Source organism: Pantoea sp. MBD-2R (genome assembly GCF_039134845.1).
Lineage (GTDB): Bacteria > Pseudomonadota > Gammaproteobacteria > Enterobacterales > Enterobacteriaceae > Erwinia.
Genome location: NZ_CP152417.1, coordinates 3,204,927 through 3,221,257, shown reverse-complemented (window position 1 = coordinate 3,221,257; position 16,331 = coordinate 3,204,927). Strand labels below are relative to the sequence as shown.

The window sequence follows — 16,331 nt, the reverse complement described above, 5'->3', positions numbered from 1 at the left end:
AATAAGTAGTGAAGTGTAAAGGTTTTCTGTTTGATCTGGACGGCACGCTGGTGGACTCTTTACCGGCGGTCGAACGCGCCTGGGTAAACTGGGCAACACGACACGGCATCGCTGCCGATGAAGTACTGAACTTCATCCACGGTAAGCAGGCTATCACCTCACTGCGCCACTTTATGAAAGGGGCTTCTGAAGAGGCTATTCAGCAGGAGTTCTTCGCGCTGGAACAGGCGGAAGCGGAGGATACCGATGGCATCGTCGCCTTGCCTGGTGCCTTACAGCTGCTGGCGACGCTGGACGAGCTGGCGATCCCCTGGGCGATTGTAACCTCGGGTTCGGTACCCGTCGCCACGGCCCGTCGTCAGGCGGCCGGTTTACCTGAACCCGAAGAGTTTGTTACGGCTGAACGGGTACAAAATGGCAAGCCAGAGCCTGACGCTTATCTGCTGGGCGCTCAACTGCTGGAGCTGGAGCCGGAAGAGTGTGTGGTGGTGGAAGATGCCGCCGCAGGTATTCTCTCCGGACTGGCCGCTGGCTGTCACGTTATCGCCGTAAACGCGCCTGCGGGCTCGCCAAGGCTGGAAGATGTTGATATGCAGCTTTTCTCACTGGAAGAGCTGATTGTTAACAAGAATCCTGATGGCACTATTGATGTGCATCGAAAGCATTAAGTTATGATTTGACCCCGCATTAGCGGGGTTTATTTTATGGCATTCTCTTTGCAGCTTCCCCCGTTGCAGAGATCAATTGTGAATAAAGAGCTTTTTTGGGTTCTCAGTCTGTTAGCCATCGCCATCGTGCTGTTTGTCAGCGGAAAACTGCGGATGGACGTGGTGGCATTACTGGTCATCACCGCCTTTGTCCTTAGCGGCACACTCTCCCTGCAAGAAGCCACCCAGGGCTTCAGCGATCCCAATGTTATTCTTATTGCCGCGCTGTTTGTTATCGGTGAAGGCCTCGTGCGCACCGGCGTGGCGTTAAGAATGGGGGAATGGCTGGTCAGAATGGCGGGCAGCAGCGAGACACGCATGCTGGTGCTGCTCATGCTTACGGTTGCCGGACTGGGCGCTTTTATGAGCTCCACAGGGGTGGTAGCTATTTTTATTCCCATCGTGATAAGCGTGGCGGCTAAAATTAACAGCTCCCCGGGGCGGCTAATGATGCCGCTTAGCTTTGCGGGGCTGATTAGCGGCATGATGACGCTGGTCGCCACGCCACCTAACCTGGTGGTTAACAGCGAGCTGGTGCGGGAAGGGTTGACCGGCTTTGGTTTTTTTGCCGTGACGCCGATTGGTTTGGTAGCACTGGTACTGGGAATAGGTTATATGCTGCTTGTCCGCTTCTGGCTGGGCAACACGCCTCAGGATGTTAGCCACAAGCAGCAGAGAACCTTTCGCGATCTTATCCGGGATTACAAACTAAGCGGGCGAGCGCGACGGCTGGCGGTGCGTCCGGGGTCAACGCTGATCGGTCAGACATTGGACGATTTGCAGCTGCGCGAACGTTTCGGCGTCAATGTTGTTGGCCTCGAGCGCTGGCGTAAATTCCGCCGGGTTATGGTGCCGGTAACCGGCACAACTGAATTCCGCGCCCACGATGTGCTGCTAATAGACATGAGTGCTGCGGGTATCGATCTGCGTGAATTCTGCGCTGAGCATAGGCTGGAGCCAATGATCCTGCGGGGCGAATATTTTTCCGATCGCGCCCAGGATGTGGGGATGGCAGAAATTCTGATCGTGCCCGATTCCGAACTGCAAAATAAAACGCTGCGCGAGTCCGCCTTTCGCTCCCGCTATGGCCTCAGTGTTATTGGTATCCGTCGCCGCGGAGAGGTGCTTGAAGGCGCGCTACACAATCTGCCGTTAGAGCTGGGTGACAGTCTGCTGGTGATCGGCGACTGGAAAAAAATCACGCAGTTACAGCAGCAAAAACGTGATGTCATCCTGTTAAATCTGCCTGCCGAGGTCAACGACGTCGCACCTGCCAGCAGCCAGGCTCCCCATGCGATTTTCTGTCTGGCTCTGATGGTTGCCATGATGCTGACCAATGAAATCCCTAATCCGATAGCGGCTATCATTGCCTGCCTGTTGATGGGGCAGTTTCGCTGCATTGATATGGAAAGCGCCTGGCGTGCCATTCACTGGCCAGGCATTATTCTGATCGTCGGCATGATGCCTTTTGCACTGGCTTTGCAAAAAACAGGGGGGATCACGCTAATTGTCGAAGGATTAATGGATTTGGCTGGCGGACAGAGTCCGCACGTTATGCTGCTCTGTTTATTTATCTTGTGCGCCGTCATCGGGCTGTTTATTTCGAATACCGCCACGGCGGTGTTGATGGCACCGGTAGGGGTGGCAGCCGCTCACCAAATGGGGCTTTCACCGTATCCTTTTACCATGATTGTGGCGCTGGCCGCGTCAAGCGCGTTTATGACGCCGGTATCAAGCCCGGTGAACACGCTGATCCTTGGGCCCGGCGGTTATCGCTTCAGCGACTTTGTCAAAATTGGCGTCCCTTTTACCGTGCTGATAATGGCGGTAAGCGTGGTGATGGTGCCGCTGCTGTTCCCGTTCTGAATAAGGCGGGTCAAGCGCTAAAGCTCCTGGCTGATTTCATCCAGCGACAGGTTGAAACTGGGGACAAAAACCTCGACGAAATAGTCCATTTCCGGGCTGTGGCGCTGGCTCAGGGTTTTTTCCAGTCGGGCTTTGGCCAGTTGAAATTCGTGATTTCCCGCTGAAAGTTCTTCCAGGCATTTCAGATAAGCACAAAGCGCATCCGCCTGTTTCACAATGGCCGTCTCTTCTTCGCTTCGTTGGTGCTCATCAAGCAGTGGCCGGTAAGCGTCTCTGAGCTCTTCAGGCAGCATCTCAATAAGCTTCAGCTGGGCAATTTTCTCAATCTTCTTGTATTCAAAGGCAATTTGCGCGTTGTAATACTTTACAGGGGTAGGCAGATCGCCGGTCAGAACTTCACTGGCATCATGGTACATTGCCATCAGGGCGATACGCTCAACGTTAAGATTCCCGTTGAATTTCTGATTTTTAATGACCGCCAGCGCATGCGCCACCATCGCCACCTGCAAACTGTGCTCAGAAACGTTTTCCGTACGCACGTTACGCATCAGCGGCCAGCGGTTGATCAGCTTAAGACGGGAGAGGTGGGCGAAGAAATGGCTCTGATTCATCGATGCGGTTTCCTGTAATAATCCCGAAGCCGGGCGACTTCGGGATTATTATATACGCTTCAACCTGCTGAATGCAGCGATATCAGATAACGCCGTGCTCTGTCGGCAGGCGTTTTCGAACAAAATTACTGGCGATATCCTTCCAGGAAACGACCAAATTTGCCAATCGCCATTTCCAGATCGTTGACGTGAGGCAGCGTAACGATGCGCACATGGTCAGGCCAGGGCCAGTTAAAGGCACTGCCTTGTACCAGCAAAACTTTTTCCTGTAGCAGGAAATCCAGCACCATTTTCTGGTCATCGTGCAGATTGAATTTTTTCGCGTCAATACGAGGGAACATATAAAGCGCGCCCTGCGGCTTCACGCAGCTAACGCCTGGAATGTCATTGATCAGTTCCCACGCACGCTGGCGCTGTTCATACAGTCTGCCGCCTGGCACAATGAATTCACTGATGCTTTGATAGCCGCCCAATGCCGTCTGGATGGCATGCTGTGCAGGAACGTTGGCACACAGGCGCATTGAGGCCAGCATTTCCAGCCCTTCGATGTAGCCTTTCGCATGTTTCTTCGGACCGTTTAACACCATCCAGCCCTGGCGGAAACCGGCCACACGATAGGTTTTAGACAGGCCGTTAAAGGTAATCGTCAGCAGGTCGGGAGCCAGAGCGGCGATGGAGTGATGCTGTGCCGCATCGTAGAGGATCTTGTCGTAGATCTCATCTGCAAAGATGATCAAATTATGCTGTCTGGCCAGCTCAACCACTTCCAACAGCAGTTCCTTACTGTAGACTGCGCCCGTTGGGTTATTTGGGTTAATGATGACGATGCCCCGGGTGCGTGGCGTAATTTTGCTACGGATGTCGTCCAGGTCCGGGAACCAGCCAGCCGATTCGTCACACAGATAGTGCACCGCGTTACCGCCAGAAAGAGAGACCGCCGCCGTCCATAAAGGATAATCCGGGGCCGGAACCAGCATCTCATCACCGCTGTTGAGTAAAGCCTGCATTGACTGGACGATCAGTTCGGAAACGCCATTACCGATATAGACATCTTCAACGGTCATTTCACGTAAGCCGCGAGCCTGATAATGTTGAACGATAGCTTTACGGGCGGAATACAGTCCTTTGGAATCACAGTAGCCCTGTGCGCTGGGCAGGTTGCGGATCACATCAACCAGGATTTCGTCAGGCGCTTCAAAACCGAAAGGCGCGGGATTGCCGATGTTGAGCTTGAGGACTTTATTGCCTTCTTCTTCGAGGCGGCGGGCTTCTTTTAAAACCGGGCCGCGGATGTCGTAACAGACGTTATCGAGCTTGCTGGATTTATCAATCGGGGTCATTTCATTCGCCTTTGGCTGAGCTGTATTCCTGCCGTGGAATAGTAAACCCGCACAATGTACTCCTCTCTCCCGCGCTTTTGAAGTCCGTCCGCTGGCTTTGGTGGGATAGTGGAGTTTTTGTTTCTGTTACCGTCAGGGCTACAGGAGAGACAGGATACATCTGGTTTAATATGTCGACCTAAATTGGTTTAGCAAAATTTAACACTGGATGATTTGGTGTGCGGAGACCGTTTGTGGAACCTGAAAAAGGGTTCTGGGGAAGATTTTTGTAATAATTAGGTAAAATCTGGTGGATTGATGCGCAGCGAAACTGTCAAGATAAGCTTAATTGGTTGCCTGAAAACCAGGCATGATGATAAGGTGCTCAACTTGAAACGCTGGCGCGGCAAAAGCCACCATGCTTTTGTCAGAGCTTGTCAGATTGTATCTGATTGATAAATTTTTGTACTATGACAGGCGTTGAAACGGTCTCAGCCAATAAAATCTTATTTTACTGATAAGAATAATCAGATTAGGGCTTAAAAAGTAATCGACAGTGTGTCAGGATAATATTCATGAAATTTCGCACTGCCAGTGCGGGTTTTTCAGGCAGTATCCACCCTGTTTTACTGCTGTTAATGTTAAGTTGTGTTAATTATTATTCCGCTGTAACTACAGCGTTCTGGCCGTCCCGATTTTTTCAGTGTCATACACTAACAACAGCACGGCACCTTTAAGGCCTGCATGCGCTGTTATCAGTTCTGTACTGCCGCTTACCTGTTGTTCAGCGTGGCGCGCATTAATGATGTATCAGACGTATGAATCCGTCAGCGGCTTAGCCCTTAGCGTGAGCAGGGTATATTTGAGCTGCTGGGATAGGCGTCTGCGTAGTAAGGTGAGGGAGCGAAGCGCTTCATCACATTCTTATTATCGCTGTATCCTTTTGATATAGCAGGTAATAACACCAGGGTAGTAGTTCTTAAAAATCTTATAAAGTGAAGAAAACATGACTAGTGCAAATCGTCCAATTCTCAATCTCGATCTCGATCTGCTGAGAACTTTTGTAGCTGTCGCCGATCTGAATACCTTTGCTGCGGCTGCCGCAGCAGTATGCAGAACACAATCTGCGGTCAGTCAGCAAATGCAGCGCCTGGAACAACTGGTAGGTAAAGAGTTGTTTGCCAGACACGGTCGTAACAAACTGCTGACAGAGCACGGCATTCAACTGCTGGGCTACGCCAGAAAAATCCTGCGTTTCAATGATGAAGCCTGTACTTCTCTGATGTACAGCAACATTCAGGGCGTACTCACTATCGGCGCTTCTGACGATACGTCAGATACCATTCTCCCTTTCCTGCTCAACCGCGTGACCTCGGTTTATCCAAAGTTAGCGATTGATGTCAGGGTGAAACGCAATCCATTTATGATGGAAATGCTGAATCAGGGTGAAGTGGATCTGGTTGTCACAACGTCCAGCCCAATGAACTTTACCTGGCAGGTTCTGCGTACCTCACCAACGCTTTGGTATTGTGCTGCTGATTATATCTTCCAGCGTGGGGAAGCGATTCCATTGGTTCTGCTGGACGAACCAAGCCCTTATCGTGATATGGCAATTGATCACCTTAACGAGGCCGGCATCCCCTGGCGTATTTCGTACGTAGCGTCCACGCTGGCAGCCGTGCGTGCGGCGGTAAAAGCCGGTCTTGGCGTCACCGCGCGTCCGGTAGAGATGATGAGCCCCGAGCTGCGTGTGATGGGAGCGGCGGAAGGCTTGCCGGTTCTGCCAGACACCGAATATCTGCTGTGCCGTAACCCGGAAAGCGATAACGAGCTGGCGCTGGCTATCTTCAACGCGATGGAATCGAGCAGCGATCCTTACAATCTGACCGTTAACGGTCAGGACAGTGGCGCCTTCTCCGACGAAGAAGAATAAAAAAACTCTGTATTACCTGCTGATTTTTAAATAAATAATCAGCAGAAAAGAGAAAAAAAAGCCTTATGGCAGCCCTGTGCGCCATGAGGCTTTTTTTATGATGTTTTTTTAATAAATGACAGGGGGTTTGTCCTCCTTTTTTTGCTGTGTTGATGTTAAAACCGTCACCCCTCTGATATACCCCTTCGTCTTAATGCAGAAGTGCAAAAATAATGCAGCTGACTTGATTTTGCTCAGTCTGCATCGTCTGTTTTTTCTGCATAAGTTACAAAAGTCTGTTCTGGATCAAAAAAATAACCCTGCTCAGGGGAAGGAAAAGCCCACATTTCCTGCCAAAATAGTCTTTGTTAAATCCGCGATCCATGCAGGGAAATACCCGCTACACTTTACCTGAAAGGGTAAACTGACTCGATTTAGCGCAGTATTTGAGCATAAAATGTTAAATAAATGCTGCGGGTGTAAAATAATCTGTGGATACTTTTGTCAAAGTTGACAAAAGGTTATAGAAAGGAGTAAAAAACCACATAAAATTGCTGCTTACTCTGAAAAGACAGTAAAGTTTATCCGGTTTTTTATTTTTCCCTTGAATCGATGTGGTGGGTTAACTGCCGACTAGCAGAGCAGACGCCTGACGCCACGTTATTGAATTAAGCAGAGTGTATGTCAACAACCACTGAAGTTATCGCCCACCACTGGGCGTTTGCTGTATTTCTGATCACAGCCATCGGTCTGTGCTGCGCAATGTTAGCTGGAGCATGGTTTTTGGGCGGAAAAGCCCGTGGAAGATATACAAATACGCCTTTTGAGTCCGGAGCCGCTCCGGTCGGTACCGCCAAGCTGCGCATGTCCGCCAAATTCTATCTGGTCGCCATGTTCTTCGTCATTTTCGATGTAGAAGCCCTCTACCTGTACGCCTGGTCGACCGCCATTCGCGAAAGCGGGTGGATTGGCTTTATCGAAGCCGCCATCTTCATTTTGGTACTGCTTGCTGGTTTGGTTTATCTGGTGCGTATTCGCGCGCTGGACTGGGCTCCGGCACCTCGTCGTGTCGTGGTTAAGCCAACAACCATTTCGCATTCCAATCGTCACACGCAGTAACAGCGAGGCATAAAAATGGACTACACGCTTACCCGCGCAGATCCGAACGGTGAGAACGACCGTTATCCGCTGCAGAAACAAGAGATCGTCACCGATCCTCTGGAGAAGCACGTTCATCAAAGCGTTTACATGGGCAAGCTCGAAACGGCTATGCACGACATGGTGAACTGGGGAAGGAAAAACTCCCTTTGGCCATTTAACTTTGGCCTTTCATGTTGTTACGTCGAAATGACCACCTCATTCACCTCAGTGCATGACGTTGCCCGCTTTGGTTCGGAAGTTATTCGTGCCTCGCCTCGCCAGGCAGACTTTATGGTCGTTGCCGGTACCTGCTTTACCAAAATGGCCCCCGTTGTTCAGCGTCTGTATGACCAGATGCTGGAGCCGAAATGGGTCATTTCGATGGGAGCCTGCGCCAACTCGGGCGGGATGTACGACATCTATTCCGTAGTGCAGGGCGTGGATAAATTCCTGCCGGTAGATGTGTATATTCCAGGGTGCCCGCCGCGCCCGGAAGCCTATATGCAAGCACTGCTGCTGTTGCAGGAATCTATCGGTAAAGAACGTCGACCGCTTTCCTGGGTCGTCGGCGATCAGGGCGTTTACCGTGCCAATATGCCGTCCGAGCGTGAAAGAAAGCAGGGCGAACGCATTGCGGTGACTAACCTGCGCACGCCTGACGAAATTTAAAGCAGTTAACCGACGGGCTTACCCGGCGCATAAAAAACAAAATACGCGCACGGCCTGTCGTGACGCCAATACTGAGGGCTTTGCAGGCCCACATGGTGAATAATTTATGACAGATTTGACCACGCAAGATCTCGCCCAGCCAGCATGGCAAACCCGGGATCACCAGGATGACCCGGTGATCGGCGAGTTGCGTAACCGTTTTGGGCCTGATGCCTTTACCGTTCAGCCAACCCGTACCGGCATTCCGGTAGTCTGGGTCAGGCGCGAACAATTACTGGAAATAATTGAGTTTCTGCGCAAGCTGCCGAAACCCTATGTGATGTTGTACGACCTGCACGGTATGGATGAGCGCTTGCGAACGCATCGCGCGGGCCTGCCTGCGGCCGATTTTTCCGTGTTCTACCACTTTATTTCCATTGAGCGTAACCGCGATATTATGCTCAAAGTGGCGCTGTCTGAAAAAGATCTGCACGTTCCGACCATCACCAAAATATTTCCAAATGCCAACTGGTATGAACGTGAAACCTGGGAAATGTTTGGCATCACCTTTGATGGTCACCCGCATCTGACAAGGATCATGATGCCGCAGGACTGGGACGGCCATCCGCTACGTAAAGACTATCCGGCGCGTGCGACAGAATTCGATCCGTTCCAGCTGACAAAGCAAACGGAAGATCTGGCGATGGAGCAGATGACCTTCAAGCCGGAAGAGTGGGGCATGAAGCGCGGCACGGCTAACGAAGACTTTATGTTCCTGAACCTCGGTCCGAACCACCCCTCTGCGCACGGTGCGTTCCGCATCATTTTGCAGCTGGATGGTGAAGAGATTGTGGATTGCGTCCCGGATGTGGGTTATCACCATCGCGGCGCGGAAAAAATGGGCGAGCGTCAGTCCTGGCACAGCTATATCCCCTATACCGATCGTATTGAATACCTCGGTGGCTGCGTTAACGAAATGCCTTACGTGCTGGCGGTAGAAAAGCTGGCCGGTATTAAAGTGCCTGAGCGCGTGGATGTGATCCGCGTAATGCTTTCCGAGCTGTTCCGCATTAACAGTCATCTTCTCTATATTTCTACCTTTATTCAGGACGTTGGGGCGATGTCTCCGGTGTTCTTTGCCTTTACCGATCGCCAGAAAATTTACGATGTTGTGGAAGCTATCACCGGTTTCCGTATGCATCCGGCCTGGTTCCGCATTGGTGGCGTGGCGCACGATTTACCGAAAGGTTGGGATCGTCTGCTGCGTGAATTCCTCGACTGGATGCCAAAACGCCTGAAAGCCTATGAGCAAACCGCACTGAAAAACTCGGTGCTGATCGGCCGTGCGAAAGGGGTTTCCGCCTATGGCATGGATGAGGCGCTGGCGTGGGGAACCACGGGTGCGGGGCTTCGTGCAACCGGGCTGGACTTCGACGTGCGTAAATGGCGCCCTTATTCAGGTTACGAAAACTTCGATTTTGAAGTGCCAATCGGCGATGGCGTCAGCTGTGCCTACACGCGCGTGATGCTGAAAATGGAAGAGATGCGCCAGAGTATGCGCATCCTTGAGCAGTGCCTGAAAAATATGCCGGAAGGCCCATTCAAGGCCGATCATCCGTTAACCACGCCGCCGCCAAAAGAGCGCACGCTACAGCATATCGAAACGCTGATCACTCACTTCCTACAGGTTTCGTGGGGACCGGTAATGCCGGCCAACGAATCCTTCCAGATGATTGAAGCGACGAAAGGGATCAACAGCTACTACCTGACCAGTGACGGAAGCACCATGAGCTACCGCACCCGCGTGCGTACGCCGAGCTTCCCACATCTGCAGCAGATCCCTTCGGTAATCAACGGCAGCCTGGTATCCGATTTGATCGTATATCTCGGCAGTATTGATTTTGTTATGTCAGACGTGGACCGCTAATTATGCACGATCAACGAATTGCGATCGAAACGATCGAAGATAACAAGGCTTTTGTGCTGAGTGCGGCAGAACATGATGCCATCGAGCACGAAAAGCATCATTACGAAGATGCCCGCGCGGCGTCGATTGAAGCGCTGAAAATCGTTCAGAAACAGCGCGGCTGGGTGCCGGATGGCGCTATCCATGCCATTGCCGATGTATTGGGCATTCCGGCCAGCGATGTGGAAGGCGTAGCCACCTTTTACAGTCAGATTTTCCGTCAGCCGGTTGGCCGCCACGTAATCCGCTACTGCGATAGCGTGGTTTGCCATATCACCGGTTTCCAGGGCATTCAGGCGGCGCTGGAGGAAAACTTGCAAATTAAACCCGGCCAGACCACGGCGGATGGCCGCTTTACGCTGCTGCCAACCTGCTGCCTCGGTAACTGTGACAAAGGCCCAACGATGATGGTGGATGAAGATACGCACGTTCATCTTACGCCGGAAAACATCGTCAATTTACTGGAGCAGTATCAATGACAGCCAAACAGATCATTCGTACTGCGGAAATGCATCCGCTTACCTGGCGTCTGCGCGACGACAAACAGCCGGTTTTCTTTGACGAATACCGCAGCAAAAATGGCTACGCAGGTGCCGATAAGGCGCTGAAAACTCTGTCTCAGGATGAGATTGTGGCGGCGGTGAAAGATTCAGGTCTGAAAGGCCGTGGCGGCGCAGGTTTCTCCACGGGACTGAAGTGGAGCCTGATGCCGAAAGATGAATCCATGAACATCCGATATCTGCTGTGTAACGCGGATGAGATGGAACCAGGCACCTACAAAGACCGCTTGCTGATGGAGCAAATGCCACACCAACTGGTGGAAGGCATGTTGATCAGTGCGTTTGCGCTAAAAGCCTACCGTGGCTACATCTTCCTGCGCGGCGAATATATTGAAGCCGCTGTCAATTTGCGTCGCGCTATTGCTGAAGCGACAGAGGCCGGTTATCTGGGGAAAAACATCCTCGGTACCGGTTTTGATTTTGAGCTGATCGTGCATACCGGCGCAGGTCGTTATATCTGCGGCGAAGAAACGGCGCTGATCAACTCGCTGGAAGGCCGTCGCGCGAATCCTCGTTCGAAACCGCCGTTCCCGGCATCTGCGGGTGCATGGGGCAAGCCAACCTGCGTAAACAACGTTGAGACGCTTTCTAACGTTCCGGCAATTTTGGCTAACGGCGTCGACTGGTACAAAAACATCTCCAAAAGCGACGATACCGGCACCAAAATGATGGGCTTCTCGGGTCGGGTAAAAAATCCGGGCGTTTGGGAGCTGCCGTTTGGCACCACCGCGCGTGAAATCCTCGAAGACTATGCCGGCGGCATGCGTGATGGCCTGAAGTTTAAAGCCTGGCAGCCGGGCGGGGCAGGAACCGATTTCCTGACCGAATCCCACCTCGATTTGCCGATGGAATTTGCCAGCATTGGCAAAGCGGGCAGTCGTCTGGGCACCGCGCTGGCCATGGCCGTCGACCACGAAATCAATATGGTTTCGCTGGTGCGTAACCTGGAAGAGTTTTTCGCCCGTGAATCCTGCGGCTGGTGCACGCCCTGTCGTGATGGCCTGCCGTGGAGCGTAAAAATTCTGCGCGCGCTGGAACGTAAAGAAGGGCAGCCGGGCGATATCGAAACCCTGTTGCAGCTCTGCCGCCAGCTTGGCCCGGGTAAAACGTTCTGTGCGCATGCGCCAGGTGCAGTCGAGCCACTGCAAAGCGCAATCAAATATTTCCGCGAAGAATTCGAAGCAGGCATTGCGCCGCAGGTTTACAGCAACGCGCATGCGATCGCCGGTATTCAGGCCAACCTGCTGAAGGCTCGCTGGTAAAACGACGCTTACGCGCAGATAACAGTTTATGTTTAACGCCCGATTAACCCCGGGCCTTACTTGAGCAAGTTCACTATGGCTACAATTCATGTAGACGGTAAAGAATACGATGTCGATGGAGCGGACAACCTGCTACAGGCTTGCCTCTCTCTTGGCCTTGATATTCCTTATTTTTGCTGGCACCCGGCGCTCGGTAGCGTCGGTGCCTGCCGCCAGTGTGCGGTGAAGCAATTCCAAAATGCCGAAGATACGCGTGGCCGCCTGGTGATGTCCTGTATGACGCCAGCGTCTGACGGCACCTTCATCTCTATTGATGATGGCGAGGCAAAAGAATTCCGTGAAAGCGTGGTGGAGTGGCTGATGACCAACCACCCGCATGATTGCCCGGTCTGTGAAGAAGGCGGTAACTGCCATTTGCAGGATATGACCGTGATGACTGGCCACAGCTTCCGTCGCTATCGCTTTACCAAGCGAACCCACCGTAACCAGGACCTTGGCCCGTTCATCTCTCACGAAATGAACCGCTGTATCGCCTGTTACCGTTGCGTACGCTACTACAAAGATTACGCGGACGGCACCGATCTTGGCGTGTACGGCGCGCACGATAACGTCTACTTCGGCCGCCCGGAAGACGGTACGCTGGAAAGCGAGTTTTCCGGCAACCTGGTGGAAATCTGCCCGACCGGCGTATTCACCGATAAAACGCACTCCGAACGCTATAACCGTAAATGGGACATGCAGTATGCGCCAAGCATCTGCCAGCAGTGCAGCATCGGCTGTAATACCAGCCCGGGTGAGCGCTATGGCGAACTGCGTCGTATTGAAAACCGCTATAACGGCACCGTAAACCAGTACTTCCTTTGCGACCGCGGGCGTTTCGGTTACGGCTACGTCAATCTTAAAGATCGTCCTCGCCAGCCAATGCAGCGCCGTGGCAATGACTGGATTGCCCTGAACGCTGAACAGGCGATGCAGGGCGCGGCTGACGTACTGCGCCAGGCGAAAAAAGTGATCGGCATTGGTTCACCTCGCGCCAGCGTCGAAAGCAACTTTGCACTGCGTGAGCTGGTCGGTGCGGAAAACTTCTCTACTGGCATTCCATCGGGCGAGCAGTCGCGGCTGGAGCTGATGCTGAAGGTTCTGCGCGACAGCGGTGTGCATACGCCTGCGCTGCGTGAAATCGAAAGCTATGATGCGGTACTGGTATTGGGCGAAGACCTGACGCAGGTCGGTGCCCGCGTGGCGCTTTCCGTACGGCAGGCCGTGAAAGGCAAAGCGCGTGACATGGCCGCCGCGCAGAAAGTGTCCGACTGGCAGATTGCCGCCATCATGAATATTGGTCAGCACGCCAAACATCCGCTGTTTGTCACCCACGTTGATGCCACTCGCCTCGATGATATTGCCGCATGGAGCTATCGCGCGCCGGTTGAAGATCAGGCTCGCGTCGGTTTCGCGATTGCTCACGCGCTGGATGAGACTGCACCGGCAGTTGAGGGCATCGATCGCGCCCTCAGCGGCAAAATCGATGTGGTTGTTCAGGCGCTGGCCGGTGCGAAAAAGCCGCTGATTATTGCCGGCACTCATGCCGGTAGCGAAGCCACCATTCAGGCTGCTGCCAACGTGGCTAAAGCGCTGAAAGGTCGCGGCGCAGAGGTCGGGATTACGCTATTGGCGGGTGCCGCCAACAGCGTTGGACTGGGCATGATTGGCGGGAAATCGCTGGATGCCGTGTTGGGCGAGCTGAAAGAGGGTTCGGCAGATGCGGTGATCATTATGGAAAACGATCTCTATCGTCACGCGCCTGCCGCTCAGGTAGATGCGGCGCTAAGCAATACGCCAAACGTCATCGTTATCGATCATCAGCGCACCCGCACTGTTGAAAAAGCCGGTTTGATCCTCTCCACCGCAAGCTTTGCCGAAAGCGACGGCACGGTAGTCAATCAGGAAGGTCGCGCGCAGCGTTTCTTCCAGGTTTACGATCCTGCTTACTACGACGACAAAGTGGAAATGTTGGAAAGCTGGCGCTGGCTGCATTCGCTCCAGAGCACCATCAGCAGCCGCGAAGTGGACTGGACACAGCTCGACCACGTTATCGATGCTTGTATAGCCGCCTTCCCTCAGCTGGCCGGAATCAAAGAGGCCGCGCCGGATGCCAGCTTCCGTATCCGTGGTCAGAAACTGGCGCGTTCACCAGCACGTGCCAGTGGTCGTACGGCGATGCGTGCAAACATCAGCGTGCATGAGCCGCGCCAGCCGCAGGACAAAGACACCATGTTCGCCTTCTCAATGGAAGGGAACAACCAGCCGGGCGCTGCCCGTTCGCAGATCCCGTTTGCCTGGGCGCCGGGCTGGAACTCCCCGCAGGCCTGGAACAAATTCCAGGATGAAGTGGGCGGCAAGCTGCGTAACGGCGATCCGGGTGTGCGCCTGTTTGAAGCAGGCGACAGCCACCTGGGCTGGTTTGATAACGTGCCCGTTGCCTTTACCGGTCAGGCGGACAACTGGCGTGTCGCCCCTTATTTCCAGCTGTTCGGCAGTGAAGAGATGAGTCAGCGCTCGCCCGTTTTCCAACAGCGTATGGCTACGCCTTATGTGGTGGTCAATCCGGCTGATGCCGAGAAGCTGGGCGTGAATGCCGGCACCTTTGTGGAGTTTGGCTGTTCAGGAGAAACCCTGCGTCTGCCGGTACGTTTCTCGGCAACGTTGCAGGCGGGGCAGGTAGGACTGCCGTTAGGCATGCCGGGCATCCCGCCATTCCTGTTGGGTGCCAATATTGACAATCTGCGGGAGGCGGCGCAATGAGTTGGTTAACACCGGAAGTTACTGATGTGATTATTGCCGTCGTTAAAGCATTGGTGATCCTGTTTGTGGTAGTGGGCTGTGGCGCGTTTATGAGCTTTGGCGAACGTCGCCTGCTCGGGCTGTTCCAGAACCGCTATGGACCTAACCGCGTCGGCTGGGGCGGCTCGCTTCAGCTGGTGGCGGATATGATCAAAATGTTCTTTAAAGAGGACTGGACGCCGCCGTTTACCGACCGGGTGATCTTTACCCTCGCGCCAATGATCGCTTTTACCTCGCTGCTGCTGGCGATGGCGATTGTGCCCGTCACTTCGACCTGGATGGGGGCCGATTTAAATATCGGCATCCTGTTCTTCCTGATGATGGCTGGCCTGGCTGTTTACGCCGTGCTGTTCGCGGGCTGGTCCAGTAACAACAAATACTCCCTGCTGGGCGCGATGCGTGCGTCGGCGCAAACCCTGAGCTATGAGGTGTTTCTTGGCCTGTCGCTGATGGGCGTGGTGGCGCAGGCAGGCTCGTTCAATATGGTGGATATCGTTAACAGCCAGCAGCATCTGTGGAACATTATTCCGCAGTTCTTTGGCTTTATCACCTTCGCCATTGCGGGCGTTGCGGTCTGTCACCGTCATCCTTTTGACCAGCCGGAAGCGGAGCAGGAACTGGCCGACGGTTATCATATTGAATACGCCGGGATGAAGTTCGGTCTGTTCTTTGTGGGTGAATACGTCGGTATCGTCACCGTTTCATCTCTGATTGTGACGCTGTTCTTCGGCGGCTGGAACGGTCCGTGGCTGCCGCCGATTTTCTGGTTCGCCATCAAAACGGCGTTCTTCATGGTGATGTTCATTTTGATTCGTGCTGCGCTACCGCGTCCGCGCTATGACCAGGTGATGTCGTTTGGCTGGAAAGTCTGTTTGCCGTTGACGCTGTTGAACCTGCTGGCGACCGCCGCAGTGATTCTGTACAACGCGTGAGTTTGGGGTTAATCGATGAATATTAAAGACATTCTGGTGGGATTTGGCACAACGGTACGCAGTATCGTGCTGATTGGTTCTAACGCGTTTGCTAAGCGTGAAACCATGATGTATCCGGAAGAGCCGGTTTACCTGCCGCCGCGCTACCGTGGGCGTATTGTGCTGACACGCGATCCCGATGGTCAGGAACGCTGCGTCGCCTGTAACCTTTGCGCAGTAGCCTGTCCGGTAGGCTGTATCTCGCTGCAAAAAGCGGAAATGGCCGATGGCCGCTGGTATCCCGAATTCTTCCGTATCAACTTCTCGCGCTGCATTTTCTGTGGCCTGTGTGAAGAGGCTTGCCCGACCACTGCGATTCAGCTTACCCCAGACTTCGAACTGGGTGAGTTCAAGCGTCAGGATCTGGTGTATGAAAAAGAAAACCTGCTGATTTCCGGTCCGGGCAAATATCCGGAATATAACTTCTACCGGATGGCGGGTATGGCGATTGATGGCAAGGACAAAGGCGAAGCGGCCAATGAAGCCAAACCCATCGACGTCAAGGGCTTGTTACCTTAAGGAGCCAGG

The 16,331-nt window shown here is 53.3% G+C and carries 12 protein-coding genes and 1 pseudogene; 11 read left to right on the top strand and 2 right to left on the bottom strand.

The window, feature by feature from the left end:
• The first annotated feature begins 8 nt into the window (after nucleotides 1-8).
• Both AAGQ96_RS14745 and AAGQ96_RS14740 read left to right on the top strand, forming a co-directional pair.
• Nucleotides 9-668, top strand: coding sequence for a sugar phosphatase (locus AAGQ96_RS14745; RefSeq protein ID WP_147198967.1), 660 nt, complete (start codon nucleotides 9-11; stop codon nucleotides 666-668).
• A 78-nt stretch (nucleotides 669-746) separates the two neighbouring features.
• On the top strand, nucleotides 747-2,573 hold the full coding sequence (locus AAGQ96_RS14740; protein WP_342753915.1) for an SLC13 family permease: 1,827 nt from the start codon (nucleotides 747-749) through the stop codon (nucleotides 2,571-2,573).
• 17 nt (nucleotides 2,574-2,590) lie between these two features.
• On the opposite strand, the gene yfbR is transcribed toward AAGQ96_RS14740, so the two are convergent.
• Nucleotides 2,591-3,184, bottom strand: a complete 594-nt coding sequence (yfbR, locus tag AAGQ96_RS14735) for a 5'-deoxynucleotidase (protein ID WP_147198965.1) — start codon at nucleotides 3,182-3,184, stop codon at nucleotides 2,591-2,593.
• Between the two features lie 125 nt (nucleotides 3,185-3,309).
• Entirely contained in the window at nucleotides 3,310-4,524 is a 1,215-nt protein-coding gene (locus AAGQ96_RS14730) for a pyridoxal phosphate-dependent aminotransferase (protein WP_147198964.1), read from the bottom strand.
• 985 nt (nucleotides 4,525-5,509) lie between these two features.
• Between AAGQ96_RS14730 and lrhA the strand changes: the two genes are divergently transcribed.
• From lrhA to nuoI, 9 genes and pseudogenes are all read left to right on the top strand, one after another.
• Nucleotides 5,510-6,436 (top strand): transcriptional regulator LrhA, encoded by a 927-nt coding sequence (gene lrhA, locus AAGQ96_RS14725; protein ID WP_147198963.1) that lies wholly within the window; start codon nucleotides 5,510-5,512, stop codon nucleotides 6,434-6,436.
• Between the two features lie 660 nt (nucleotides 6,437-7,096).
• Complete coding sequence (locus tag AAGQ96_RS14720; protein ID WP_147198962.1) at nucleotides 7,097-7,534, top strand: NADH-quinone oxidoreductase subunit A; 438 nt, start codon at nucleotides 7,097-7,099, stop codon at nucleotides 7,532-7,534.
• A gap of 15 nt (nucleotides 7,535-7,549) precedes the next feature.
• Nucleotides 7,550-8,224 carry an NADH-quinone oxidoreductase subunit B gene (locus AAGQ96_RS14715; RefSeq protein WP_147198961.1) on the top strand — a complete coding sequence of 225 codons (675 nt, stop codon included), beginning with the start codon at nucleotides 7,550-7,552 and terminating at the stop codon, nucleotides 8,222-8,224.
• 92 nt (nucleotides 8,225-8,316) lie between these two features.
• A pseudogene (gene nuoC / locus AAGQ96_RS14710) lies at nucleotides 8,317-10,130 on the top strand (NADH-quinone oxidoreductase subunit C/D).
• 2 nt (nucleotides 10,131-10,132) lie between these two features.
• Entirely contained in the window at nucleotides 10,133-10,648 is a 516-nt protein-coding gene (gene nuoE / locus AAGQ96_RS14705; protein WP_147198959.1) for an NADH-quinone oxidoreductase subunit NuoE, read from the top strand.
• A complete protein-coding gene (nuoF, locus tag AAGQ96_RS14700) occupies nucleotides 10,645-11,991 on the top strand; it encodes an NADH-quinone oxidoreductase subunit NuoF (RefSeq protein ID WP_147198958.1) in 1,347 nt (448 codons plus the stop codon). The genes nuoE and nuoF overlap by 4 nt, the downstream gene beginning before the upstream one ends.
• Nucleotides 11,992-12,066: 75 nt before the next feature.
• Nucleotides 12,067-14,793, top strand: coding sequence for an NADH-quinone oxidoreductase subunit NuoG (gene nuoG / locus AAGQ96_RS14695; protein ID WP_342753914.1), 2,727 nt, complete (start codon nucleotides 12,067-12,069; stop codon nucleotides 14,791-14,793).
• Nucleotides 14,790-15,764 (top strand): NADH-quinone oxidoreductase subunit NuoH, encoded by a 975-nt coding sequence (gene nuoH, locus AAGQ96_RS14690; protein WP_147198956.1) that lies wholly within the window; start codon nucleotides 14,790-14,792, stop codon nucleotides 15,762-15,764. The genes nuoG and nuoH overlap by 4 nt, the downstream gene beginning before the upstream one ends.
• 15 nt (nucleotides 15,765-15,779) lie before the next feature.
• Nucleotides 15,780-16,322, top strand: coding sequence for an NADH-quinone oxidoreductase subunit NuoI (gene nuoI / locus AAGQ96_RS14685; RefSeq protein WP_147198955.1), 543 nt, complete (start codon nucleotides 15,780-15,782; stop codon nucleotides 16,320-16,322).
• Nucleotides 16,323-16,331 lie beyond the last annotated feature (9 nt).

Excerpts from the sequence above, each read along its gene's own strand:
- yfbR (WP_147198965.1), bottom strand. The coding sequence starts at position 3,184 with ATGAATCAGAGCCATTTCTTCGCCCACCTCTCCCGTCTTAAGCTGATC.
- AAGQ96_RS14730 (WP_147198964.1), bottom strand. The coding sequence starts at position 4,524 with ATGACCCCGATTGATAAATCCAGCAAGCTCGATAACGTCTGTTACGAC.
- lrhA (WP_147198963.1), top strand. The coding sequence starts at position 5,510 with ATGACTAGTGCAAATCGTCCAATTCTCAATCTCGATCTCGATCTGCTG.
- AAGQ96_RS14720 (WP_147198962.1), top strand. The coding sequence starts at position 7,097 with ATGTCAACAACCACTGAAGTTATCGCCCACCACTGGGCGTTTGCTGTA.
- AAGQ96_RS14715 (WP_147198961.1), top strand. The coding sequence starts at position 7,550 with ATGGACTACACGCTTACCCGCGCAGATCCGAACGGTGAGAACGACCGT.
- nuoE (WP_147198959.1), top strand. The coding sequence starts at position 10,133 with ATGCACGATCAACGAATTGCGATCGAAACGATCGAAGATAACAAGGCT.
- nuoF (WP_147198958.1), top strand. The coding sequence starts at position 10,645 with ATGACAGCCAAACAGATCATTCGTACTGCGGAAATGCATCCGCTTACC.
- nuoG (WP_342753914.1), top strand. The coding sequence starts at position 12,067 with ATGGCTACAATTCATGTAGACGGTAAAGAATACGATGTCGATGGAGCG.
- nuoH (WP_147198956.1), top strand. The coding sequence starts at position 14,790 with ATGAGTTGGTTAACACCGGAAGTTACTGATGTGATTATTGCCGTCGTT.
- nuoI (WP_147198955.1), top strand. The coding sequence starts at position 15,780 with ATGAATATTAAAGACATTCTGGTGGGATTTGGCACAACGGTACGCAGT.